20 protein-coding genes are annotated in these 22904 nt (G+C 70.4%); 8 read left to right on the plus strand and 12 right to left on the minus strand.

The features are described 5' to 3' along the window. Positions 1 to 53 precede the first annotated feature (53 nt). The gene (locus GEV07_19130) at positions 54 to 1616 is read left to right on the plus strand and encodes an amidohydrolase family protein (GenBank protein MQA04737.1); all 1563 of its coding nucleotides are present in this window, start codon (positions 54 to 56) and stop codon (positions 1614 to 1616) included. 8 nt (positions 1617 to 1624) lie between these two features. Here GEV07_19130 and GEV07_19135 read toward each other — a convergent pair whose 3' ends face one another. Continuing rightward, a complete protein-coding gene (locus GEV07_19135) occupies positions 1625 to 2533 on the minus strand; it encodes a DUF2785 domain-containing protein (GenBank protein ID MQA04738.1) in 909 nt (302 codons plus the stop codon). 122 nt (positions 2534 to 2655) lie between these two features. Here GEV07_19135 and GEV07_19140 point away from each other — a divergent pair, with 122 nt between their 5' ends. Next, the gene (locus tag GEV07_19140; protein ID MQA04739.1) at positions 2656 to 4164 is read left to right on the plus strand and encodes a PAS domain-containing protein; all 1509 of its coding nucleotides are present in this window, start codon (positions 2656 to 2658) and stop codon (positions 4162 to 4164) included. A gap of 239 nt (positions 4165 to 4403) precedes the next feature. On the opposite strand, the gene GEV07_19145 is transcribed toward GEV07_19140, so the two are convergent. Together GEV07_19145 and GEV07_19150 are read right to left on the minus strand one after the other, a co-directional pair. Continuing rightward, positions 4404 to 4658 (minus strand): WhiB family transcriptional regulator, encoded by a 255-nt coding sequence (locus tag GEV07_19145; GenBank protein ID MQA04740.1) that lies wholly within the window; start codon positions 4656 to 4658, stop codon positions 4404 to 4406. Positions 4659 to 4945: 287 nt separating this feature from the next. After that, on the minus strand, positions 4946 to 5872 hold the full coding sequence (locus GEV07_19150) for a diacylglycerol kinase family lipid kinase (protein MQA04741.1): 927 nt from the start codon (positions 5870 to 5872) through the stop codon (positions 4946 to 4948). A gap of 86 nt (positions 5873 to 5958) precedes the next feature. Here GEV07_19150 and GEV07_19155 point away from each other — a divergent pair, with 86 nt between their 5' ends. Further along, positions 5959 to 6366, plus strand: coding sequence for a hypothetical protein (locus GEV07_19155; GenBank protein ID MQA04742.1), 408 nt, complete (start codon positions 5959 to 5961; stop codon positions 6364 to 6366). Between the two features lie 3 nt (positions 6367 to 6369). Here the strand turns inward: GEV07_19155 and GEV07_19160 are convergent, their stop codons facing one another. After that, positions 6370 to 6945: an HTH domain-containing protein gene (locus GEV07_19160; GenBank protein ID MQA04743.1), complete on the minus strand. Its 576-nt coding sequence runs from the start codon at positions 6943 to 6945 to the stop codon at positions 6370 to 6372. Here GEV07_19160 and GEV07_19165 point away from each other — a divergent pair. Continuing rightward, positions 6807 to 7367 (plus strand): DinB family protein, encoded by a 561-nt coding sequence (locus GEV07_19165; GenBank protein ID MQA04744.1) that lies wholly within the window; start codon positions 6807 to 6809, stop codon positions 7365 to 7367. The genes GEV07_19160 and GEV07_19165 overlap by 139 nt on opposite strands. Before the next feature lie 23 nt (positions 7368 to 7390). Here the strand turns inward: GEV07_19165 and GEV07_19170 are convergent, their stop codons facing one another. Then, on the minus strand, positions 7391 to 7951 hold the full coding sequence (locus GEV07_19170) for a hypothetical protein (protein MQA04745.1): 561 nt from the start codon (positions 7949 to 7951) through the stop codon (positions 7391 to 7393). Positions 7952 to 8111: 160 nt separating this feature from the next. Here GEV07_19170 and GEV07_19175 point away from each other — a divergent pair, with 160 nt between their 5' ends. Both GEV07_19175 and GEV07_19180 read left to right on the plus strand, forming a co-directional pair. Continuing rightward, positions 8112 to 9320 carry an NAD-dependent malic enzyme gene (locus GEV07_19175; protein MQA04746.1) on the plus strand — a complete coding sequence of 403 codons (1209 nt, stop codon included), beginning with the start codon at positions 8112 to 8114 and terminating at the stop codon, positions 9318 to 9320. Between the two features lie 72 nt (positions 9321 to 9392). Next, positions 9393 to 10361 (plus strand): zinc-binding dehydrogenase, encoded by a 969-nt coding sequence (locus tag GEV07_19180; protein MQA04747.1) that lies wholly within the window; start codon positions 9393 to 9395, stop codon positions 10359 to 10361. On the opposite strand, the gene GEV07_19185 is transcribed toward GEV07_19180, so the two are convergent. From GEV07_19185 to GEV07_19205, 5 genes are all read right to left on the minus strand, one after another. After that, positions 10348 to 10767 carry a hypothetical protein gene (locus tag GEV07_19185; GenBank protein ID MQA04748.1) on the minus strand — a complete coding sequence of 140 codons (420 nt, stop codon included), beginning with the start codon at positions 10765 to 10767 and terminating at the stop codon, positions 10348 to 10350. The two genes, GEV07_19180 and GEV07_19185, sit on opposite strands and share 14 nt — an antisense overlap. A 4-nt stretch (positions 10768 to 10771) precedes the next feature. Beyond that, positions 10772 to 11488 (minus strand): PadR family transcriptional regulator, encoded by a 717-nt coding sequence (locus GEV07_19190; GenBank protein MQA04749.1) that lies wholly within the window; start codon positions 11486 to 11488, stop codon positions 10772 to 10774. After that, complete coding sequence (locus GEV07_19195; GenBank protein ID MQA04750.1) at positions 11485 to 12417, minus strand: DUF4097 family beta strand repeat protein; 933 nt, start codon at positions 12415 to 12417, stop codon at positions 11485 to 11487. The genes GEV07_19190 and GEV07_19195 overlap by 4 nt, the downstream gene beginning before the upstream one ends. Before the next feature lie 99 nt (positions 12418 to 12516). After that, on the minus strand, positions 12517 to 12711 hold the full coding sequence (locus GEV07_19200; protein ID MQA04751.1) for a hypothetical protein: 195 nt from the start codon (positions 12709 to 12711) through the stop codon (positions 12517 to 12519). Positions 12712 to 12733: 22 nt separating this feature from the next. Next, positions 12734 to 16441: a multifunctional oxoglutarate decarboxylase/oxoglutarate dehydrogenase thiamine pyrophosphate-binding subunit/dihydrolipoyllysine-residue succinyltransferase subunit gene (locus GEV07_19205; protein ID MQA04752.1), complete on the minus strand. Its 3708-nt coding sequence runs from the start codon at positions 16439 to 16441 to the stop codon at positions 12734 to 12736. A gap of 160 nt (positions 16442 to 16601) precedes the next feature. On the opposite strand from GEV07_19205, the gene GEV07_19210 reads away from it, so the two are divergent. Then, positions 16602 to 18263: an AMP-binding protein gene (locus tag GEV07_19210; protein MQA04753.1), complete on the plus strand. Its 1662-nt coding sequence runs from the start codon at positions 16602 to 16604 to the stop codon at positions 18261 to 18263. 185 nt (positions 18264 to 18448) lie between these two features. Beyond that, positions 18449 to 22072: a methionine synthase gene (gene metH, locus GEV07_19215; protein ID MQA04754.1), complete on the plus strand. Its 3624-nt coding sequence runs from the start codon at positions 18449 to 18451 to the stop codon at positions 22070 to 22072. A gap of 15 nt (positions 22073 to 22087) precedes the next feature. Here the strand turns inward: metH and GEV07_19220 are convergent, their stop codons facing one another. Then, entirely contained in the window at positions 22088 to 22762 is a 675-nt protein-coding gene (locus tag GEV07_19220) for a hypothetical protein (protein MQA04755.1), read from the minus strand. Then, positions 22746 to 22904: ISNCY family transposase (locus GEV07_19225; GenBank protein MQA04756.1), on the minus strand; the 159-nt coding region annotated here is incomplete at its 5' end. The genes GEV07_19220 and GEV07_19225, both read right to left, overlap by 17 nt.

The following is a 22904-nucleotide window of genomic DNA, read 5'->3' on the forward strand; positions in this document are numbered from 1 at the left end:
TCGTTCTATCACCGCGCGCGGACGCGCCACCGGCGTTCGGCAGACTGTGCGCCATGCCGGACATCCTCTACGCCAATGCCCGGATCACCACCCTGTGGCCGGCGCTGCCCGCGGCGGACGCGTTGCTCGTACGTGGGGAGCGCGTCGTCGCCGTGGGTAGCGCGGCGACGTGCCGGGCGGCCGCCAGGCGTGGCTACCGGGAGGTGGACCTCGGCGGCGGGTACGTGGTGCCCGGGCTCACCGACAGTCACATCCACCTCGCCGGCTACGCCTTCGCCGAGCACCAGCTGGACCTGCGCGGCGTGTGCGACCTCGCCGAGGCGCAGCGCCGGCTGCAGGCGTTCGCGCAGCGGCTGCCCGCCGGCGCCTGGGTCTTCGGCGGCCGGTTCGACGCGAACCGCTGGCAGCTCGACCGCCCGCTGCACCGGCGCGACCTGGACCCGTTCTCCGCCGGCCACCCGGTGGCGCTGGAGAGCCACGACAGCCACTCGGCGTGGGTGAACACCCAGGGCCTGGCCGCGCTCGGCATCGACGAGCACACGGCGCAGCAGTCCGACGGCCGGCTGGAGCGCGACGCCGACGGGCCGACCGGCCTGCTCAGGGAGTCCGCGGCCGAGCCGGTGCGCGCGCTGGTGACCGAGCACCAGGCCGCCGGTATCGAACCGATGCTCGCCGACGCGCTCCGTGAGCTGCTCGCGCACGGCGTCACCGGCGTGCACGACATCGACGGCAGGGAGACGGCTGCGGCGTACCGCGCGTTGCGCGAGCGCGGCGAGCTGCCGGCGCGGGTGCACCAACTGATCTACGCAGGCGACCTGGACGCTGCGATCGAGGCGGGGGAGGCGACCGGCGACGGCGACCGGTGGGAGAGCACCGGGCCGGTGAAGCTGTTCGCCGACGGCGCGCTCGGCTCGCACACGGCGGCGTTGAGCGCGCCGTACGAGGACGCGCCCGAGGACACCGGCGTGGTGATGCTCGACCGGGTGGAGCTGGCCGAGCGGGTGCTCACCGCGGCCGGCGCCGGGATCGCCGTGGCCGTGCACGCGATCGGCGACGCGGCGAACACGGCGGTGCTGGACGCGCTGGCCGAGGTGCGGCGGCGCGGCGTCGGCGCGTCGCTGCGGCACCGGATCGAGCACGCCCAGCACGTCGCGTGGCACGACGTACCGCGGTTCGCGGAGCTCGGCGTGGTCGCGTCGATGCAGCCGGTGCACCACAGCAGCGACGTCGCCCTCGCGGCCGCCCTGCTCGGCGACCGGCCGCTGGCGTCGTACGCGTGGAGCGACCTGGCCGCTGCCGGCGCGCACGTCGCCTTCGGCTCGGACGCGCCGGTGGAGACGCTCGACCCGATCGCTGGCATCAAGGCGGCGACCGCGCGTGCAGGCACCGGCGAGCAGGGCAGGAACGCGATCGCGCCGCTGCAGGCCCTGCACGGCTACACGACGCAGCCCGCGTACGCGTCGTACGAGGAACACACGAAGGGCCGGCTGGCCGTCGGCTACCTCGCCGACTTCGTGGTGCTGGACGCCGACCTCACCGACCCCGACGTGGCAACCTCAGGCGCGGCTCAGCCGCAGGTAACGGTCGTTGGCGGCCGCGTGCGCTGGCAGCGCTGACGCGTGGGCTAGAGGCTGCGCTGGCGGTACCAGGGACCGGTGGTGCGCAGCAGCCTGGCGATGCCGCCGAGTAGGTCGATCCGGCAGGCTACGTCGGTGGTGAAGTGCTGTGCGGCGCGGCCGGCGGGCAGCAGCGGCTGGACGCCCAGTTGCAGCTGCAGGTGCAGACACCGCAGGTAGCTGACGGTGTTGAACGGGACGGCGCCGGCGTCCGGCGCCGTGGTGCTCTTCCAACCGTCGGCGAGACGCTCAAGCCACGGGCCGATGACGTCCATCTCCAGGACGTTGCGGTGCAGGATGCCCATGGTGGCGTACGCCAGCCGCTCCGGCTCGCCGTGCACCAGCCGGTAGTCGGTCGGCTCGAGCAGCCGGTCGCCGATGGCGTCGAGCAGGACCATCAGCTCGCCCTCGCCGAAGTGCCGGGAGAGCGCGAGCGCGAGCAGCAGGTCGGCACCGTGCGCCGCGGCGTGCGCCCGGCCGCATGCAGGCACCTGGCCGCGCAGGTCGCGCTCCTTGACCAGCCAGCGGATCCCGCGGTCGCCCCAGCGCAGCAGGATGTCCGGGTGCAGCCGCTCGGCCTCGGTGTCGCGGGCGATGATGTCCGCGAGGACGACGGCGGAGAACGACCGCCGGAACACCGCGTCGTGGCCGTCGGCGCCGAGGCCGTTGTCCAGGCCGACGCACATCCCGTCGCCGAGACCCTCGAGCAGGTCGTCGTAGACGCCCCTGCGGATCCAGGTGGAGAGGACCGGGTACGCGACCTCGTCGCGCTCGTGGCCGTCCGGTGACCCGAGCATCCGGGTGAGGTCGACGGTCAGCTCGTCCAGGGGAGGGTAGGAGGGCAGCGCACAGTCGTCGCGCAGCACCTGTTCCCAGAACGCGACCTGGTTGGCCGCCGTCTGGCTATCCATCACCATCCCTACTCATCCTGCCAGTATCCGCGATCCGAACCGATGACGGTGCAGCCGTGTCGGGTACGGGCGTGTCGGGCGTCCCGGCGGTGCGAACACCGGGCGCCGCGCCCGGGTACCCTGCTCACGTGCCGACCCTCTCCGAGCTCGTTCGGCAGCACAGTCCCGCGAGCGCCGCCGATATCGAGTGGCTGCACATGCTCGCCTCCGAGTGGCAGCTGCTGGCCGACCTGTCCTTCGCCGACCTGCTCCTGTGGCTCCCCATCGACGGGGGCGCCTCCTGGGTGTGCATCGCGCAGGTGCGGCCAGCGACCGGCCCGACCGCGCACACTGACGACATGGTAGGCAGGGTGGTCGACCGCGGTCGGATGCGGCTGGTCGACCGGTCGTGGGAGGAACGCCGGATCTGCCGGGAAGGCGACTCCTCGTGGCGTTCCGGCGACGTCCCCGTACGGGAGGAGACCATCCCCGTACGCCGCGGCGACGACGTGCTCGGCGTGATCGCCAGGCACACCAACCTCACCGGCGTACGGACGCCCAGCCGGCTGGAGCTCACCTACCTGCGCACCGCCACCGAGCTGGCCCAGATGATCGCCTCCGGGCGGTTCCCCAAGCCGGGCGCGGTGCACGAGCTCGGCAGGTCGCCGCGGGTCGGCGACGGCCTGGTGCGGCTGGACGTGGACGGGGTGGTCGGGTACGCGAGCCCGAACGCGCTGTCCGCGTACCGCAGGCTGGGGCTGGCCGCCGACCTGGTGGGGAAGCGGCTGGACGCCGTCACGCACGACCTCGCCCCGTCCGCGGAGCCGGTGGACGACACGCTGTCGCAGGTCGTTACCGGGCGTGCGGCGGCCAACGCCGAGGTCGACAATGGCCAGGTGGCGCTGCAGCTACGCACCATCCCGATCGACCCGGACGGCCGGCGGATCGGCGGCCTGGTGCTGGTGCGGGACGTCTCCGAGCTGCGCCGCAGGGAGCGGGAGCTCCTCACCAAGGACGCGACCATCCGGGAGATCCACCACCGGGTGAAGAACAACCTGCAGACCGTGGCGGCGCTGCTGCGGCTGCAGGCGCGCAGGCTCGAGGACGCGCCGCAGGCGAGCGCGGCGCTCGGCGAGGCCGTGCGCCGGGTCGGCTCGATCGCCGTGGTGCACGAGACGCTCTCGCAGTCCGAGGACGAGATGGTGGACTTCGACGGCGTCGCGGAGCGGCTGCTCGGCATGGTGGGGGAGGTGTCGGCGGCGGCCGGCCAGGTCGAGACCGTGCGCCGCGGTACGTTCGGCGTGCTGCCGGCGGACGTCGCGACGCCGCTTTCGCTGGTCCTCACCGAGCTGCTGCAGAACGCCGTCGAGCACGGGCTGCGCGGGCGTTCTGGCAGCGTCTCGCTGGTCGCCGAGCGCGCGGGCGAGCAGCTGCGCGTGGTCGTCGTGGACGACGGGGTGGGCCTGCCGCCGGAGTTCGACCTGGCGGCGTCGGGGAACCTCGGGCTGCAGATCGTCCGCACGCTGGTCGGCAGCGAGCTGCACGGCGTGCTCGAGATCGACGGGTGCGACAGCGGCGGCACGCAGGCCGTGCTCGACCTGCCGCTGGCCGCCACCCGCGGTGTCACGAGACGTACGCCGTGGGAGGACGCTGAGTAGGGGCGACAGCCCGCCGATTACGGCCAGGCACAGCCACCCGACCTGATCGCGACGCGGAGGTGGCGTCGATCGGGCCGAGAAAGCCGGCCTGGCCGACGGGAGTTGCTGATCTGCACAGGTCGAGCGTGTGCTCGAGCATTGGGAAGGCGGGGCAACCAAGCGGGGCAACCAAAAGGCCCACGGCACAGGCCGCGGGCCTTGGTTATCTCATCGGGGCTTGTTGATCGGTCGGGGGCCGATCAGGCAGTCGCCTGCGCGCGATTGCGTACGCGCTGACGCTTGAGCGCGCGGCGCTCGTCCTCGCTCATGCCGCCCCAGACACCAGCATCCTGGCCGGTGGAAAGGGCCCATTCGAGGCAAGGGTCCATGACCGGGCACTGCCGGCAGACAGCCTTTGCTTCTTCGATCTGTAGTAGCGCGGGGCCAGTGTTGCCGATCGGGAAGAACAACTCCGGATCGACCTCACGACACTTCGCCCGGTGGCGCCAGTCCATCAGTCTCCCTTTCCTCCGTTTCTGGTGGGGGCCCAAGGAGCAGACGTGCCTCGGTGACGAGTCACGTCCGAACCATCTCCTTGTGAATACTTTCACGATCTGAGCGAGACGCTGACAGCGAACGCTTCTGTGGTGTGGATTCCGACCTTTCCAGGTGAAAGGCCTATCCGCAAGGGTTTACCCCGGGAAAATCGATCTATCCGTCTGTCTGCTCGATCACATCGTGGTTCAGTGCATCACCATAGAGGGGATCGGAGGAATCCGGTCATCCGTTACAGCCCGATTACTCAAAGCACGACGTCGAGCGCCTCGGGGACGCTCCGGAACGTTACCCGTTCGCGCTCGCCCAGGTACTCACCGTCAACTTGATGGGGGAGTGGGCGTACCGCGGTGACGGTGAACTCGGGCATGTCGTGGAGAACCAGCGCGGACCGGCCACCCGGCTTCTTCGTGCTGCGGCCGAGGATCCGCATCAGTTGGTCCGTCGAGGCGATGGTGCGCATGGTGCGGAGCGAGAAGACGTCGAGACCGGTGTCGAACGACGCGTCCGGGCACGGGTTCAGGGCCTGTTTCCCCGCGTACGTCCACGGTGCCGTGTTCTGCACGATGGCACAGAAGAGGTCGGGGATCGTCGGCTGGCCGGGCCGTTCGATGGCCAGCGGCGGGTGTCTGCGGTCGGAGGCGGTGAAGAAGTACCGCACGGCGGTGCGTTGGTGCACCGAGTTCGACACCTTCAGCCCGGTCGACCGCAGCGCCTCAGCCGCACGAACGATCTCCGCGTCCAGGCCGAGGCCGGAGCAGAACGTGAAGTAGCGGTCGTCGGCCTGGCCGAGCCCGATGGGGCGCCTGCGGCCCGACCGCAGCGCATCGATGACCGCGCCCGTCGCCTCGACCGCGTCGCTCGGCAGGCCGAGCGCGCGGGCGAAGACGTTCGTGCTGCCGCCGGGGATCACCGCGAGCGCGGGCAGCCGGCCGACCGGACCGCCGGCGAGCAACCCGTTCACGACCTCGTTCACCGTGCCGTCGCCGCCGAGCACGACGAGCGCGTCGACCTCCTCGGTGACGCAGTGCTGGGCGAGGGCCGCGGCGTGCCCGCGGTACCTGGTCTCCACGATGTCGAGCTTCGTCTCGCTGGCGAGCGCGCGGCAGAGGACATCGCGCGTGCGAGATGTCGTAGTGGTGGCGTTCGGGTTCACCACCAGGACAGCACGCATGCGACCAGCCTAGGGTGTGCCTCGCAATGGCGTCCCGAGGCGAGCGGCGGCCAGCGGCACACCCTCGGGCGGATAGGCTGCCGTACGTGACCGAGTGGCTTGCCGGCAGACCGCCACTGCTCGTGACGGCCGCGGTGATCGTGTTCCTGCAGGGCGTTCTCGTCGCCGTGCTCGCGGTGGTCGTGGGGGTGGGCGCGCTCGTCGGTGGTTCGTCGGACCTCGCCGGCGCGGAGGTCATGGCGCTGTTCGGCCTTGCCGTCGGGGCGGGGCTGGTGGTCGTGGCGCGGGGGCTGTTCCTGCGCAGGCGCTGGGGACGGGCGCCGGCGTTGCTGACCCAGCTGCTGTGTGTGCCGGTGGCGGTGGCTCTCGTCCAGGCGCAGCAGTACGTGCCGGGCATCGTGCTCGGCGCGGCCGCGGTGGTCGCCGCGTTCTGCGTCATCTCCCGGCCGGTGAGCGAGGCGCTCGGCGACGCGCAGCGCGCGGCGTGGGACTAGCGCTCAGTCCAGCGCGCCGACCAGCTTGTCCAGCGCGGACTGGGCGGTCGCGGAGCCCAGCGGGCCGATGCCCACCAGGGACGCGACGAGTACGGCGATCTCGCCGGTGGTGAGCTCCACGCTGGTGCGGCTGCGGCTCACGGTGAACGAGTAGCCGCCGCGCGGGCCGCGCCTGGACGCGATCGGCACGCCGGCCGTGCGGAGCTGCTGGACGTCCCGCTCGATGCTGCGCGCGCTGACGCCGAGCGCGCGCGGGCGAGCGCGTCGACGGCGACCGCCTTCGGGGCGCTCGCGCGTAGCTCCTCGAGGATGCGTTGCTGGCGCTCCACCCGTGGCACCATCGGATGGACGTACGATGCGGTGGCCGGTGTGGGCACGGCTTGCCTCCTCGTCGAGATGTCGCCACAGCCCTGGCGGGAACCCACCGTATCGTCGAAGCCATGACCATCGACTACCACCGTGAACTGCTCGAGCAGCTGCAGTGGCACTGGACGAGCCAGCTGCGTCCGCGCCTGGACGACCTGACCGACGACGAGTACTTCTGGGAGCCGGTGGCCGGCTGCTGGTCGATCCGGCCACGCCCCGAGGGCGGCTTCTCCTGCGACTGGGCGCCGAGCGAGCCGAGCCCGCCGCCGGTCACCACGATCGCGTGGCGGCTGGCCCATGTGAGCGTCCTGGTGCTGGGAATGCGCACCGCCACCCACTTCGACGGCGTCACGCAGCAGGAGTACGGCGCGCAGTTGCAGACGCGGGACTGGCCGGGCAGCGCCGCGGACGGCCTGGCCGCCCTCGACGACGCGTACGACCGGTGGGTGAAGGGCGTGCAGTCGTGGACCGCCGCCGACCTGGAGGCGGAGTGCGGCATTGCCGAGGGCCCGTGGGCGCGGCACCCGCGCGCCACGCTCGTGCTGCACATCAACCGTGAGGTCATCCACCACGGCGCCGAGGTGGCGACGTTGCGCGACCTGTACCGCGCCAGCGGCGGCGGCCGGCTGTCCTGACCGCCGCGGACCGGGCGAGGCGGTCAGCCGGTGGCGCGGCCGGCCTGCTCCCTGCGGCGGGCGCGGTAGGCGGCCACGTTCGCCCGGGTGGCGCACCGGTCCGAGCAGTACCGCCTGGACCTGTTGGTGGACGTGTCGAGGAAGACGAACCGGCACGGGTCGGCCTGGCAGGCGCCGAGCCGGTCCGGGGTGAGCTCGGTGACCAGGGTGGCGATGCCGAACACCGCCCGCGCCACGTAGCGCTCGGTCGGTGAGCCGGACTCACTGAGGTGCAGATGCCAGCCGGAGTCGTCGTGGTCGGTGACGACCGGCCGGACCGGGAACTCGGTCAGCAGCGCGTTCAGCTTCACCATTGCGCCGCGCACGTCGTCCGCCTCGACCGCTTCGAACACCGCGCGCAGCCGGTCGCGCAGCTCCCGCAGCTGGCGCAGGTCGTTCTTCGTACAGGTCGCCCTGGACTTGGGGAGGTCGGCGAAGAACGCGCGCAGCTGCGCGAGGTCGGTGAGCTGGTCCCCGTCTTCGCGGCTCAGGTCGTTGGTGTTGACCAGGCGGACGGCGAGCTCGGCATACGACGTGAGATCCACATGATCCCCTATCGGCGACGGTTGGCGTCGATGATCACATCTTCCCGCACCGCATGCCAACGGTTGGGCTCACCCGCTCGCGGGCGGCCGACCGCTTTCTGTCAGAATCACACGACGCGAGCGATCCTCGTTGCGCGCCTGCGGTGACCGGCGTACATCAATGCCGACGTCACGTCGCGCTCCTGGTTGCCAGATAAGAGCTGAGGGGATCAGCGTGTCCAGCTTTCCGGAATACGAGTCGGATCCGGCGTTCCCGCTGCACCATGGCGGCAAGATCGAGGTCCGCCCGACCGTGCGCATACGGGACCGCGCCGGCCTCTCGCTCGCGTACACCCCGGGTGTGGCGAGGGTGAGCACGGCGGTCGCGGAGGACCCCGAGCTCGCGTACCGCTACACCTGGAAGGGCGGCACGGTCGCCGTCGTGACCGACGGCTCCGCCGTGCTCGGCCTCGGCGACATCGGCCCGCTCGGGGCGCTGCCGGTCATGGAGGGCAAGGCCCTGCTGTTCAAGGAGTTCGGCAACGTCGACGCCGTGCCGATCTGCCTGGACACCAACGACGTGGACGAGATCGTCGACACCGTCGTCCGGATCGCCCCGGCGTTCGGCGGGATCAACCTGGAGGACATCAGCGCGCCGCGCTGCTTCGAGATCGAGCAGCGGCTGGACGCGCAGCTGGACATCCCGGTGTTCCACGACGACCAGCACGGCACGGCGGTCGTCGTGCTCGCCGCCCTGCGCGGCGCGCTGCGGCTGACCGAGCGCGACACGGCGGACACCAGGGTGGTGATCTCCGGCGCCGGCGCGGCCGGCGTGGCCGTAGCGCGGATCCTGCTCGAGGCCGGCATCGGCGACGTGGTGGTCGCGGACAGCCGCGGCATCCTGCACCCCGGCAGGGACGGTCTCACCCCGGTGAAGGAAGCGTTGGCAAAGGAGACGAACAACGACGGCCTGCGCGGGTCGCTGGCCGACGGGCTGCGCGGCGCGGACGTGTTCGTCGGCGTCTCGGGCGGCCGTGTCGCCGAGGAGGCGGTCGCCGCGATGGACGACGACCCGATCGTGTTCGCGCTGGCCAACCCCGACCCCGAGGTGCACCCGGACGTCGCGGGCCGGCACGCGGCCGTGGTCGCCACCGGGCGCAGCGACTACCCGAACCAGATCAACAACGTGCTCGCGTTCCCCGGCATCTTCCGCGGCGCGCTGGGCGCGCGGGCGGCGGCGGTGACACCTGCGATGAAGCTCGCCGCGGCCGACGCGCTGGCCGACCTGGTCGGCAGCGAGCTGAGCCCGACGTACGTCATCCCCAGCCCGTTCGACGACCGGGTGGTGCCGGCGGTGTCGCGGGCGGTGGCGGCGGCCGCCGACGCCTGACCCCGGCGCCGGTCGGTGTGAGGTTTGCCCGGCAGCATTGGTTTGGCCGCCGAGCACCGTTACAGTCGCCCCATGTTCGCTATCAGTGTCACCGACTTCAACGACGCCGATCCGCTCGCCGGCCTGACACTCGATGAACGGCCCGCGCCGGCCGACCGGCCGGGGTGGACGGCTGTCACCGTACGGGCTGCATCGCTGAACCAGCACGACATCTGGTCGCTGCGCGGCGTCGGGCTCGGCGCCGACGAGCTGCCACGCGTGCTCGGTTGCGACGTCGCCGGCGTTGACGAGGACGGCGACGACGTCGTCGCGCACTCGGTGATCCCAAGCGACGACTGGCTCGGCGACGAGACGCTCGACCCGAAGCGGTCGCTGCTCTCCGAGCGCTACGACGGGACGTTCGCCGAGCAGGTACTGGTGCCGCGGCGCAACCTGCTCGCCAAGCCGGCCACGTTGAGCTTCACCGAAGCCGCGTGCCTGCCGACCGCCTGGCTGACGGCGTACCGGATGCTGTTCACCAACTCTGGGCTGCAGCCAGGCGGCTCGGTGCTCGTGCAGGGCGCAGGGGGAGGCGTCGCGACGGCGCTGATCGTGCTCGCCCGCGCCGCGGGCCTGCGGGTCTTCGCGACCAGCCGCAGCGACGCGAAGCGCAAGCGCGCCGTCGAGCTTGGCGCGCACGAGGCGTTCGAGTCGGGTGCGCGGCTGCCGATGCGCGTCGACGCGGTGATGGAGACGGTGGGCAAGGCGACCTGGAGCCACTCGGTGAAGTGCCTGCGGCCTGGCGGCCGGATCGTGGTCAGCGGCGCGACCACCGGGCCGGACCCGTCCGCGGAGCTGCAGCGCGTCTTCTACACCCAGCTCTCGGTCATCGGGTCCACCATGGGCGACCGCAGCGAGCTGCAGCAGTTGCTGTCGTTCCTCGACGTCACAGGCGCGCGGCCGGCGATCGACAGGGAGCTGCCGATGTCGTCCGCGCGCGACGGCTTCCAGGCCATGCTCGACGGTGACCTGTTCGGCAAGATCGTCTTCACGCTCGACTGAGCCGGTCGAGCACGTCGCGGAACCCCTGCCGCTGCTGTTCCTGGAAACCGAAGAAGAACCGGTTGGCCAGCGGCACCAGCCAGCGGGTCTTGCTGGCCACGTTGTAGACGCGGTACGTCACCTGTGTGCCGTCGCCGGTGACGGCCACCGTCCACTCGCCGCGGTACCACCAGCCGCCCTGGATCGCGAGGGTGTCGGCCGACAGCTCGACGGTCTGGGTGCCACCGGCGATCGTCAGGGTGAACCGCTGCGGACCGCCGGACAGCGTCTCGCCGAGATCCGTGAGCAGCCAGCCGTTGGTGTCGCTCACCGGTCCAGGGCGGACGGTCAGCACGAGGTCGCGTACCCGCTCGACGGGCGTCTCCACGACGCCGGTGCTGCGGTGCAGCAGCTTGCGTCCGGCCACGGTCTCAACGACGCAGGTCGCGGACGTGGGTCAGGGCGCCCTGCAGCGTCGTGTGCATGTCGCGCAGCACGTCCTCGCCGAGGTTGGCCTGCACCGCCTTGCGTACCTCCGCGCGGAGCTCGTCGGCGGCCTGCAGCAGCTGGTGCGCCGGCCGCTTCCCCTCCATGTCCCAGCCGTGCCGCCACTCGCCGTGCAGCGACCTGGTGCTCTCCTTGACCGCGCGCTTCGCCTCCTCCATGGCCTGCTTCGCCTCGGCCCAGCCGGGCCAGTCGGAGAGGTTCTCCCACGGCGCGCCGCCGCGGTCGTCGCCGTCGGTCCGCTGGTTCTCTGCGTCGCGCACCTCGCGGGCCGCGGTCTTCAGCTCCTCGCGCAGGCCACGTACGGACGCGCGCACGTCCTCGCGCACCTCCCGCGCGAGGTCGCGTACCGAGCGGTCGATGTCCTGCTCGAGGGCGGCCAGCTCGTCGGCGCGGTCGGCGAGCTCGGCGCGGCCGGCGTCGGTGAGGCGGTAGATCTTCTTGCCCCCGCTGACCTCGTGCTCGACCAGGCCCTCCTCGGTGAGCCTGGACAGCCGCGGGTAGATGGTGCCGGCCGACGGGGCGTAGACGCCCATGAACCGGTCTTCGAGCGAGCGGATGATGTCGTAGCCGTGCCGCGGCTGCTCGTCGAGCAGCTTCAGCAGGTACAGCCGCAGCCGGCCGTGTCCGAACACCGAGCTCATTGGTCCTGCCCGCCCGCCGCCGCGGCCGTCGTGCTCGGCTTCTTGCGCGCGAGCAGGTGTACGTCGCCGGAGACCGTGTGCACCTCGACCCGGCCGTGGCCGCCGCCGAGCGTGCCGTGGATCCGTTTCTTGCCCGGCTTGCGTTCGCGCTGCAGCTCGTCGAACCCGGACGTCATGTCGCCCGAGGTGGACGTCACCTCGACGCGTGCGTCGGTGTCCGCGGCCAGCCGCGCCGTGACGTCGCCGGACACGGTGGAGAAGCTGAGCCGGCCGTCCGGGCCGAGGTCGAGGTCGGCGAGCAGGTCGCCGGAGACCGTGCGGCCCTCGACGCGGTCGCTTGCGGCCTCCGCGACGGTGAGGTCGCCGGACACCGTGACGAACGAGAGCCGCCCGGACAGCAGCTGCGCCTCCAGGTCGCCGGAGACGGTGTGCGCGTCGACCTCGCCGGACAGCCCGTCCAGGGTGACCCCGCCGGACACGCTCTTCACCGTGGTGCTGCCGTCGATGCCGGCGGCGACTGCGGTGGCCGAGACCACGTTGAGGTCCACCCTGCACTGCCTGGGCACGGCGATGGACACCACCGCGTGGCGCTTGCGGCCGGACCAGGGGAACTGGCGTACCCACTCCTCGGTCCTGCTGGTGCGGCCGTTCTCGAACAGGTCGCGAAGCGCCTCGCCGAGCCCGGTCAAGGTCTCCTTCGCCAGCCTGCCGTCGAAGTCGAAGACACCTCCGAGGTCTTCGTAGCCGACGGTCAGCCTGCCGTCGTCGCTGGTGACCACGACCGGGTCACCGGTGAGCTCGTGGACCTCGATGCGCGGCGGCCCGTCCGTCGTCATGACGTCCACGTGCCCCGCGACGAGCTTGACCTTCAGCTCGGTGACTTGGTCGACGGTGACCGAATCCGGCCCACCCAGCGTCCAGCGCTCCACCGCTGCCTCCCAAACGAGATATATCGTGTTGCTGCGACTATAGGCACGCTCGAGCCAGGAGTCAAGATATATCGCGTCTTGCCGGCCACGGCTGGGTAGTCAGTCGTCGTCGGTTGGTTCGTCGGCTTCGTCGTCGCGGCGGGCTAGCCAGCTGGCGAAGCGGTCCGCTGCTTCGGCGAAGTCGGTGTGCTCGTCGGCGAAGTCGCGTAGTTGGTCGGCGAGCCAGCTGAGCGTCACGGACTCGTCGCCGCGACGCTCCTCCAGCTCCTCGATGCCACGGTCGGTGAAGTACACGGACGTGCCTCCGGCAGGTCGATCAGGCCGAGGGGAGGGCGGCGGCGAGCAGCTGCTCCTGCTCGGCCGCGTGCAGGTGGTGCGACCCGGCCGCAGGCGAGGAGCTCGCCGGCCGGCTGACCGGCGTGACGGTGAACGCGCCCGTGTGCTTGGGCAGCTGCAGGGCGAGGAACGGCCACGCGCCCATGTTCGCCGGCTCGTCCTGTACCCAGCGCACCTCCTGCAGCGACGGGTACTTGGCGAGCTCCGCCTCGATCGCCGCACCGGGCAGCGGGTGCAGCTGCTCCAGCCGGGCGATCGCCGTGGTCCGGTCGCCGATCTTCTCCCTGCGCGCGATCAGGTCGTAGCAGACGCGGCTGGAGCACAGCAGCAGCCGCCGAGCCTGCGCCGGGTCCACGGTGTCGTCGCTGATCACCTGTTGGAAGTTGCCGGTGGTGAACTCCTCGATCGGGGAGGCCGCGGCCTTCAGCCGCAGCACCTGCTTCGGCGTGAACACCACGAGCGGCCGGTGCACATTGTCCATCGCGTGCTGGCGCAGCAGGTGGAAGTAGTTCGACGGCGTCGACGAGTGCGCCACGGTCATGTTGTCCTGTGCGCACAGCGTGAGGAACCGCTCGATACGTGCGGAGGAGTGGTCCGGGCCCTGGCCCTCGTAGCCGTGCGGCAGCAGCAGCACGACGCCGCTGCGCTGCCCCCACTTCTGCTCGGCCGAGCTGATGAACTCGTCGACGATCAGCTGCGCGCCGTTGACGAAGTCGCCGAACTGGGCCTCCCAGGAGACCAGCGCCTTCGGGTTGGCCACCGAGTAGCCGTACTCGAAGCCCATCGCGGCGTACTCGCTGAGCAGCGAGTCGTAGATGTAGAACGGCGCCTGCCCGGGCTCGAGCTGCTTCAGTGGGTTGTACTCGGCGCCGGTGTACCTGTCGGTGACGACGGCGTGCCGCTGCACGAACGTGCCGCGCCTGGAGTCCTGGCCGGCCAGCCGTACCGGGTAGCCGTCGAGGAGCAGCGAGCCGTACGCGAACAGCTCCGCGGTCGCCCAGTCGACGCCGCCCTGCGAGGTCATCGCGGCCCGCCGCTGGAGCACCGGCAGCACCTTCGGGTGCACGGTGAACCCGTCCGGGACGTTGACGAACGAGTCGCCGATCTTCTTCAGCGTCTCGAGCGGTACGGCGGTCTCCACCTTGTGCGCCGTGGAGTGCTGCGGTGCCGGGTGTACCTCGGACGGCAGGTCGGTGACCGCCTCCCTGGTCTCCTTGAACACCCGCTCAAGCTCGTCGCGGTAGTTGCGCAGCGACGCGTCCGCGTCCTCGATGCTGATGTCGCCGCGGTTGACCAGCGACTCGGTGTACACCTTGCGGGTGCTGCGCTTGTTGTCGATCAGGTCGTACATCTGCGGCTGCGTCATCGACGGGTCGTCGCCCTCGTTATGGCCGCGCCGCCGGTAGCAGACCAGGTCGACCACGACGTCCTTGTGGAAGGCCTGCCGGTACTCGAAGGCCAGCCTTGCGACCCTGATGCACGCCTCCGGGTCGTCGGCGTTCACATGGAAGATCGGCGCCTGCACCATCCGTGCGACGTCGGTGCAGTAGACACTCGACCTGGCCGCGCTCGGGTCGGTGGTGAAGCCGAGCTGGTTGTTTACCACCACGTGCACGGTGCCGCCGGTGCGGTAGCCGCGCAGCCCGGAGAGGTTGAGCGTCTCCGCAACCACGCCCTGCCCGGCGAACGCGGCGTCGCCGTGCACGAGCAGCGGCAGCACGGTGAAGCCCGCCTGGCCCTTGTCGATGATGTCCTGCTTCGCGCGCACGACGCCCTCGAGCACCGGGTCGACCGCCTCCAGGTGGCTGGGGTTGGCGACCAGCGACACGGCGATCTTCTCGCCGCCGAGGCCGACGTACTCGCCCTCGGCGCCCAGGTGGTACTTCACGTCACCCGAGCCGTGCGCGCTCTTCGGGTCGAGGTTGCCCTCGAACTCACGGAAGATCTGCGCGTAGTTCTTGCCGACGATGTTGGCGAGCGCGTTGAGCCGGCCGCGGTGCGCCATACCGATGACGACCTCGTCGAGCTCCTCCTGGCCGGCCGCGGACACCACCGCGTCGAGGACGGGGATCAGCGTCTCCGCGCCCTCGAGCGAGAACCGCTTCTGCCCGACGTACTTCGTCTGCAGGAACGTCTCGAACGCCTCGGCCACGTTCAGCCGGTTCAGGATGCGCAGCTGCAGCTCACGCTGTGGCTTCTCGTGCTTGTGCTCGACCCGGTCCTGGATCCACGTGCGCTCGTGCGGGTCCTGGATGTGCATGTACTCGATGCCGACAGTGCGGCAGTACGTGTCGCGCAGGATGCTGAGGATCTTGCGCAGCTTCATCATCGGCTCGTCGCCGAACGTCTCGCCGGTGGCGAACTCGCGGTCGAGGTCCCACAGGGTGAGACCATGCGAGCCGATGTCGAGGTCGGGGTGGCTGCGCAGCTCGTACTCGAGCGGGTTGGTGTCCGCCATCAGGTGGCCGCGCACCCGGTACGCGTGGATCAGCTCGAAGACCCGTGCCTGCTTGTGGATGTCGTCCTCGTGGCTGGCCGGCAGGTCCGGTGCCCAGCGGATCGGCACCGTCGGCACCCGCAGCGAGCGGAAGATGTCGTCCCAGAAGGTGTCGGAGAGCAGCAGCTCGTGCACCCGGCGGAGGAACTCACCGGACTGCGCACCCTGGATGATCCTGTGGTCGTACGTCGAGGTCAGCGTCATGATCTTGCTGACCGCGAGGCGGGCGAGTGTCTCCGGCGACATGCCCTGGAACTCGGCCGGGTACTCCATCGCGCCGACGCCGACGATGCAGCCCTGCCCCTTCATCAGCCGCGGCACCGAGTGGACGGTGCCGATCATGCCGGGGTTGGTGATGGAGATGCTGGTGCCGGTGAAGTCGTCGATGGTCAGCTTGTTGTTGCGGGCCTTGCGGACGACCTCCTCGTAGGCGCGCAGGAAGCTGGCGAAGTCGAGCGTCTCGGCCAGCTTGATCGACGGGACCACCAGGGTGCGGCTGCCGTCGCTCTTCTGCAGGTCGATCGCGATGCCGAGGTTGACATGCTCGGGCTGCACCAGGTGCGGCTTGCCGTCGACCTCGGCGAAGGCCGAGTTCATCTCCGGCATCTCGGCGGCGGCCTTGACCACCGCGTACCCGATCACGTGGGTGAAGCTGATCTTGCCGCCACGGGTGCGCTTGAGGTGGTTGTTCACCACGATGCGGTTGTCGACGAGCAGCTTCGCCGGCACCGCACGCACGCTGGTCGCGGTCGGCAGCTCCAGGCTCTGGTTCATGTTCGTGACGACGCGTGCCGCGGCGCCCTTGAGCGGGGACTGCGTGACGGCCTTGGCGTCCACGTCGGCCGCGGGCTGCGCGGGCGGGGTGGCCGGCTTCGCCGCGGCGCCGTCGGTCGCGGCAGGCGCCGGCTTGGCCGCGGGCTGCGGCGCGCTCTGCGCCGGCTGCTGCTGCGCGGGTGCCGGTGCCGGCGTGCTCGCGTTCGCGGGCGGGGTGGTTGTCGTCGGTGGCGGTGTTGCTGCGGCCGGCGAGCCGGACTGCGGCTTGTAGTCGGCGAAGAAGTCCTGCCACACCTTGTCGACGGACTGTGGATCCTGGACGTACTGCTGGTACAGCTCGTCTACGAGCCACTCGTTGGGTCCGAACTGGTGAACTGGCTCAGGCCGGGATTCACTTGACTGGGACACGGCCGACATCGCCTCTTCAATGCCTCACTTTGCAGGACAAGGCCCAGGCTACCTGCCCGCCGTCCCCGCGTCCCGCGTGACCGTGCCGGCGCGTATTGACGCAGGCCGGGGCTGGCGTTACGGTCCGGCAAACCCGGGTGGTTCGCACTGCCGCGAGAGGACGCCGGCGATGACGACGACAGCTCCTGCCAGGCCAAGCTACTCGTCCGGAGTCTCCGAGGTGCCGCTGCTCGGTGACACCATCGGTGACAACTTCGACCGGACGGTCCGGGTGTTCCCCGGCAGAGACGCGCTCGTCGACTGCGCCGCCGGCCACCGTTGGACGTACGCCGAGCTCGCCGCGGACGTGGACGCGGTGGCGCTGGGGCTGCTCGAGCTGGGCGTCGGCAAGGGCGACCGGGTGGGCATCTGGGCCCCGAACCGCGCGGAGTGGACGCTGGTGCAGTACGCGACGGCGAAGCTCGGCGCCATCCTGGTCAACATCAACCCCGCGTACCGCTCGCACGAGCTGCAGTACGTGCTCGGCCAGGCCGGCATCAGGCTGCTGGTGGCGGCGCAGCAGTTCAAGACGTCCGACTACGCCGCGATGATCGACCAGGCGCGGCCGCACTGCCCGGCGCTGACTGACGTGGTGCTGCTCGACAGCGACCGGTGGACAGCGCTCGTCGAGTCCGGCCGGGCCGCCGACAGGGAACGGCTGCCGGCGATCCAGGCGACGCTGTCCGCCGACGACCCGATCAACATCCAGTACACCTCGGGCACCACGGGCTTCCCGAAGGGCGCCACGCTGAGCCACCACAACATCCTGAACAACGGCTTCTTCGTCGGCGAGCTGTGCCGCTACACGGAGGTGGACAGGGTCTGCATCCCGGTGCCGTTCTACCACTGCTTCGGCATGGTGATGGGCAACCTGGCCTGTACCAGCCACGGTGCGTGCATGGTCATCCCTGCGCCGGCGTTCGAGCCGCAGGCCACGCTGGCCGCGGTCGCCGCCGAGGGGTGCACGTCGCTCTACGGGGTGCCGACGATGTTCATCGCGGAGCTCGCCGAACCTGGCATCGACGCGTACGACCTGTCCAGCCTCCGCACCGGCATCATGGCCGGCTCGCCGTGCCCGGTCGAGGTGATGAACCAGGTGATCGGCAAGCTCGGCATGGCGGAGGTGGCGATCGCGTACGGCATGACGGAGACCTCGCCGGTGTCCACGCAGACCAGGCCGGACGACTCGGTCGAGAAGCGGGTGTCCACCGTCGGCCGGGTCATGCCGCACCTGGAGCTGAAGGTCGTCGACCCGGAGACCGGGCTGACCGTGCCGCGCGGTGAGCCGGGGGAGCTGTGCACCCGCGGGTACTCGGTGATGCTCGGGTACTGGGAGCAGCCGGACAAGACCGCCGAGGTCATCGACGCCGCGCGCTGGATGCACACCGGCGACCTTGCGGTGATGGACGACGACGGCTACGTGAACATCACCGGCAGGATCAAGGACATGGTGATCCGCGGCGGCGAGAACGTCTACCCGCGGGAGATCGAGGAGTTCCTCTATACGCATCCGGACATTCTGGACGCTCAGGTCATCGGCGTGCCGGACGCGAAGTACGGCGAGGAGCTGATGGTGTGGGTGCGGATGAAGCCGGGCGCGGAGCCGCTGACCGCCGAGGCTGTCAGGGAGTTCTGCGCCGGCCAGCTCGCGCACTTCAAGATCCCGCGCTACGTGCACGTCGTCGACGAGTTCCCGATGACCGTGACGGGGAAGGTACGCAAGGTGGAGATGCGCGAGCGGGCCGTCGAGCTGCTCGGCCTGCACGACGCCGCGGCCCGCGAGCACGCCTGACGACCGGCACGCCACGTCGTTCCTGGTAGACCGCCCGTTCCACCAGGGGTGGCACATCGCGAGCGGAATGACGATATGGTCGAGGGGAAGCCGAGAGGCGCTGCAACGGGCATAGCTATGTCCGCCACGCTCGGCCCGCTAGACGAAACAAGGGCGCCTCCCAGACACTAAAGGGAGGTGAACAGGTGGACAAGAACAAGAACAAGACCCAGTCTCTTCGGGACGCGCTCGACCAACGAATCCTCGTCCTGGACGGCGCTTGGGGCACGATGCTGCAGGCCGCCGGCCTCGCTCCCGAGGATTACCGCGGTGACAGGTTCGGCAACCACACGCACGACGTGACCGGTGACCCCGACCTGCTCAATCTGACCCGTCCCGATGTGGTGCTCGACGTGCACCGGCAGTATCTCGACGCCGGCGCGGACATCACCACGACGAACACGTTCACCGCGACGAGCATCGGACAGGCCGACTACGGGCTGCAGGCGTACGTCAAGGAGATGAACCTGCAGGCGGCCCAGATCGCCAGGCAGGCCGCCGACGAGGCCGGCGGCAGGTTCGTGGCCGGCTCGGTCGGGCCGCTGAACGTCACGCTGTCGCTGTCGCCGAAGGTGGAGGACCCCGCGTTCCGCGCGGTGTCGTACAGCCAGGTGTACGACTCGTACGCGGAGCAGATCCAGGCGCTCGCCGAGGGCGTCGACGTGCTGCTGATCGAGACGATCTTCGACACGCTGAACGCGAAGGCCGCGGTCACCGCGGCGCGTGAGGTCGCGCCACAGCTGCCGCTGTGGATCTCCGTGACCATCGTCGACCTCAGCGGGCGCACCCTGTCCGGCCAGACGGTCGAGGCGTTCTGGAACTCCGTCGAGCACGCGGAGCCGCTGCTCGTCGGGTTGAACTGCTCGCTCGGCGCCGAGGAGATGCGCCCGCACGTCGCGGACCTGTCCAGGTTGGCCGGCACGTACACCGCATCCTACCCGAACGCCGGCCTGCCGAACGCGTTCGGCGGCTACGACCAGACGCCGGCGGAGACCGGCGGGCTGCTCGCCGGGTTCGCCGGCGACGGCCTGGTGAACGTCGTCGGCGGCTGCTGCGGCACCACCCCTGACCACATCAACGCGATCGCGAAGAAGGTCGCGGAGATCCCGCGCCGGCCGTTGCCCGAGCGGGAGCCGACCACCAGGTACAGCGGTCTGGAGCCGTTCGAGTTCGCCCAGGACACCGGGTTCGTCATGGTCGGCGAGCGCACCAACGTCACCGGCTCGGCGCGGTTCCGTCGGCTGATCGAGGCGGACGACTACCAGGCGGCCGTGGACGTCGCGCTCGAGCAGGTGCGCGGCGGCGCGAACCTGCTCGACGTCAACATGGACGCAGATCTGCTCGACAGCGAGCAGGCGATGACCACGTTCCTGAACCTGATCGCGACCGAGCCGGAGGTCGCGCGCATCCCCGTGATGCTCGACAGCTCCCGGTGGAGCGCGCTCGAGGCCGGGCTGAAGTGCGTGCAGGGCAAGGGCGTGGTCAACTCGATCAGCTTGAAGGAGGGCGAGGAGCCGTTCCTCGAGCAGGCGCGCCGGATCCGTGACTACGGCGCCGGCGTCGTCGTGATGGCGTTCGACGAGCAGGGCCAGGCCGACACGGCCGAGCGCAAGGTGGCGATCTCGGGTCGCGCGTACGACCTGCTCACCGAGAAGGTGGGCTTCCCGCCTGACGACATCGTGTTCGACCCGAACATCCTCGCCGTCGCCACCGGCATCGAGGAGCACAACGACTACGCGAAGGCGTTCATCGAGGCGCTGCCGCTGATCAAGCAGCGCTGCCCCGGTGCGCGCACCAGCGGCGGTATCTCCAACCTGTCGTTCTCGTTCCGCGGCAACGAGGTCGTCCGCGAGGCGATGCACTCGGCGTTCCTGTACCACGCGGTGCAGGCGGGCCTGGACATGGGCATCGTCAACGCCGGCCAGCTCGCGGTGTACGAGGACATCCCGAAGGACCTGCTCGAGCTCGTCGAGGACGTGCTGTTCAACCGGCGCGACGACGCGACCGACCGGCTGGTCGAGTTCGCTGAGACGGTGAAGGGCTCGGGCACCAAGCGCGAGGTCGACCTGTCGTGGCGCGAGGCGCCCGTCGGGGAGCGGCTGTCGCATGCTCTGGTGCACGGCATCGTCGACTACATCGAGGAGGACACCGAGGAGGCCAGGCAGGCCGCCGACCGCCCGCTCGACGTCATCGAGGGCCCGCTGATGGACGGCATGAAGGTCGTCGGCGACCTGTTCGGTGCCGGGAAGATGTTCCTGCCGCAGGTCGTGAAGAGCGCGCGGGCGATGAAGCGTTCCGTCGCCTACCTCGAGCCGTTCATGGAGGCGGAGAAGGAGGCGGCGCGCAAGGCCGGTCTGGTCGACGAGGACGGCGGTCACGGCAAGGTCGTGCTCGCCACCGTCAAGGGCGACGTGCACGACATAGGCAAGAACATCGTCGGCGTCGTACTCGGCTGCAACAGCTACGAGGTGATCGACCTCGGCGTGATGGTGCCGGCCGCGAAGATCCTCGACACGGCGATCTCCGAAGGGGTCGACGCGGTCGGGCTCTCCGGCCTGATCACCCCGTCGCTGGACGAGATGGTCGGCGTCGCCACCGAGATGCAGCGGAGGGGGATCGAGCTGCCGCTGCTCATCGGCGGGGCGACCACCTCCAAGCAGCACACCGCGGTCCGGATCGCGCCCGCGTACGACGCGACCACGGTGCACGTGCTCGACGCGTCCCGGGTGGTCGGCGTGGTGTCCGACCTGCTCGACCCGGGGCGTGCGGAGCAGCTGGACAAGCAGAACCGGATCGAGCAGCAGGACCTGCGGGAGAAGCACGAGGGCAGGAAACAGAAGCCGCTGCTCACCCTCGAGCAGGCGCGGGACAACCGGGAGCCGGTGGCGTTCGACGAGCTGCCGAGCCCCGACTTCACCGGCGTGCGCAAGGTCGAGCCGGACATCGCGACGCTGCGGGAGTACATCGACTGGCAGTTCCTCTTCCTCGCCTGGGAGCTCAAGGGCAAGTACCCGGCGATCCTCGACCAGCCGGTCGCCAGGGAGCTGTTCGACGACGCCAACGCGCTGCTCGACGAGATCATCGCAGAGGGCAGGTTCCGTGCCAGCGGCTGCTACGGCTTCTGGCCGGCCCACGCCGACGGCGACGACCTCGTCGTCGAGGGTGGGGCGGGCACCGTACGGCTGCCGATGCTGCGGCAGCAGACGGAGAAGCCGAAGGGTCGGCCGAACCGTTCGCTCGCCGACTTCCTGGCGCCCGAGGGCGACCACCTCGGCGGTTTCGCGGTCACCATCCTCGGCGCGGGCGAGCTCGCCGGCGAGTACGAGGCCGCGAACGACGATTACAAGGCGATCATGGTGAAGGCGCTCGCGGACCGGCTCGCCGAGGCGTTCGCCGAGTACGTCCACCTGGAGGCGCGGCGCGCCTGGTTCGAGCCCGACGTCACCCCGGCGCTGGCGGACCTGCACGCGGAGCGTTTCCGCGGCATCCGGCCGGCGCTCGGCTACCCGGCGTGCCCGGACCACACCCAGAAGCAGGACCTGTTCGACCTGCTCGGCGCCGAGGAGATCGGCGTCAGCCTGACCGAGTCGTTCGCCATGAACCCGGCCGCCAGCGTCAGCGGGATCGTGTTCGCGCACCCGTCGTCGCGGTACTTCACGGTCGGGCGGATCGGCAAGGACCAGGTCGAGGACTACGCGAAGCGGTGCGGCACCGACGTCGCCGAGATCGAGCGCTGGCTGCGGCCGAACCTCGCGTACGACCCGGAGTGAGCTGGCCCGCCAGGGCTAGGGCTTGCGGGCTACGCAGGCGACCATGAGCTGTTCCATCGGCGACAGCGGTCGGTGCCGTGGGCCCTCCGGCCACCAGTCCTCGGTGATCACCAGGCCGGGCGGGACCAGTTCCAGGCCGTCGAGCAGGGAGGCGATCTCGTCCCGGCTGCGGAGCGTGAAGCCGGCGCTCGCCTGCTTGAACTTGTCGTACGCCTGCATCAGCTCGGTGTAGTGCTCGCTGTCGGCGTCCGGTCGTTGCGCGTGCGTCATCCCGACGAAGGACCCGCTCGCCAGCCGCTCGGCGTAACCCGCGATCACCCGCCGCGCGTGGTCGAGGTCGGGGATGTGGTGGACGGTGAGGCACTGCAGCAGGGCGATCGGCCGCTCCAGGTCGAGGTGTGCGGTGACGACCGGGTTGGCGAGGCTCTCCTCGGGCTCGGTGAGGTCGCCGGGGACGAAGAAGGAGTGGTCGTTGTCCTCGAGCAGCACTCTGCCGTGCGCGATCACGGCAGGGTCGTTGTCGGCGTAGACGACGACCGCGTCCGGGTTGACGCTGTGCGCGACCTCGTGCGTGTTCTCCGCCGTAGGTACTTCGACCTGAAAAATGGTGGGCTGGGGTGACCTGGTTCGTGTTTGGTGGGTTTCTTCGAGCGTGGTCTTCCCGGGTGGCTCTTCACGCGGCCAGTGCACTGATCTTGACCAGGTTGTGGGCGAAGATGCCGTGTCCGCACCAGGTCCGGGTACCGTCGATACCGGTGAGTTCGGTGCGGTTCCAGCCGTAGCTGCGTTTGAGGTGGTTGATTCGTCCTGCGGATCCGGTGCGCCATTTGAC

Source organism: Streptosporangiales bacterium, assembly GCA_009379825.1.
In the GTDB taxonomy this organism is placed as follows: Bacteria; Actinomycetota; Actinomycetes; order Streptosporangiales; family WHST01; genus WHST01.

Coding starts and splice junctions, on each gene's coding strand:
- GEV07_19130 (MQA04737.1), top strand. CDS start 54: ATGCCGGACATCCTCTACGCCAATGCCCGGATCACCACCCTGTGGCCG.
- GEV07_19135 (MQA04738.1), bottom strand. CDS start 2,533: ATGGTGATGGATAGCCAGACGGCGGCCAACCAGGTCGCGTTCTGGGAA.
- GEV07_19145 (MQA04740.1), bottom strand. CDS start 4,658: ATGGACTGGCGCCACCGGGCGAAGTGTCGTGAGGTCGATCCGGAGTTG.
- GEV07_19150 (MQA04741.1), bottom strand. CDS start 5,872: ATGCGTGCTGTCCTGGTGGTGAACCCGAACGCCACCACTACGACATCT.
- GEV07_19165 (MQA04744.1), top strand. CDS start 6,807: ATGACCATCGACTACCACCGTGAACTGCTCGAGCAGCTGCAGTGGCAC.
- GEV07_19175 (MQA04746.1), top strand. CDS start 8,112: ATGCCGACGTCACGTCGCGCTCCTGGTTGCCAGATAAGAGCTGAGGGG.
- GEV07_19180 (MQA04747.1), top strand. CDS start 9,393: ATGTTCGCTATCAGTGTCACCGACTTCAACGACGCCGATCCGCTCGCC.
- GEV07_19190 (MQA04749.1), bottom strand. CDS start 11,488: ATGAGCTCGGTGTTCGGACACGGCCGGCTGCGGCTGTACCTGCTGAAG.
- GEV07_19205 (MQA04752.1), bottom strand. CDS start 16,441: ATGTCGGCCGTGTCCCAGTCAAGTGAATCCCGGCCTGAGCCAGTTCAC.
- GEV07_19210 (MQA04753.1), top strand. CDS start 16,602: ATGACGACGACAGCTCCTGCCAGGCCAAGCTACTCGTCCGGAGTCTCC.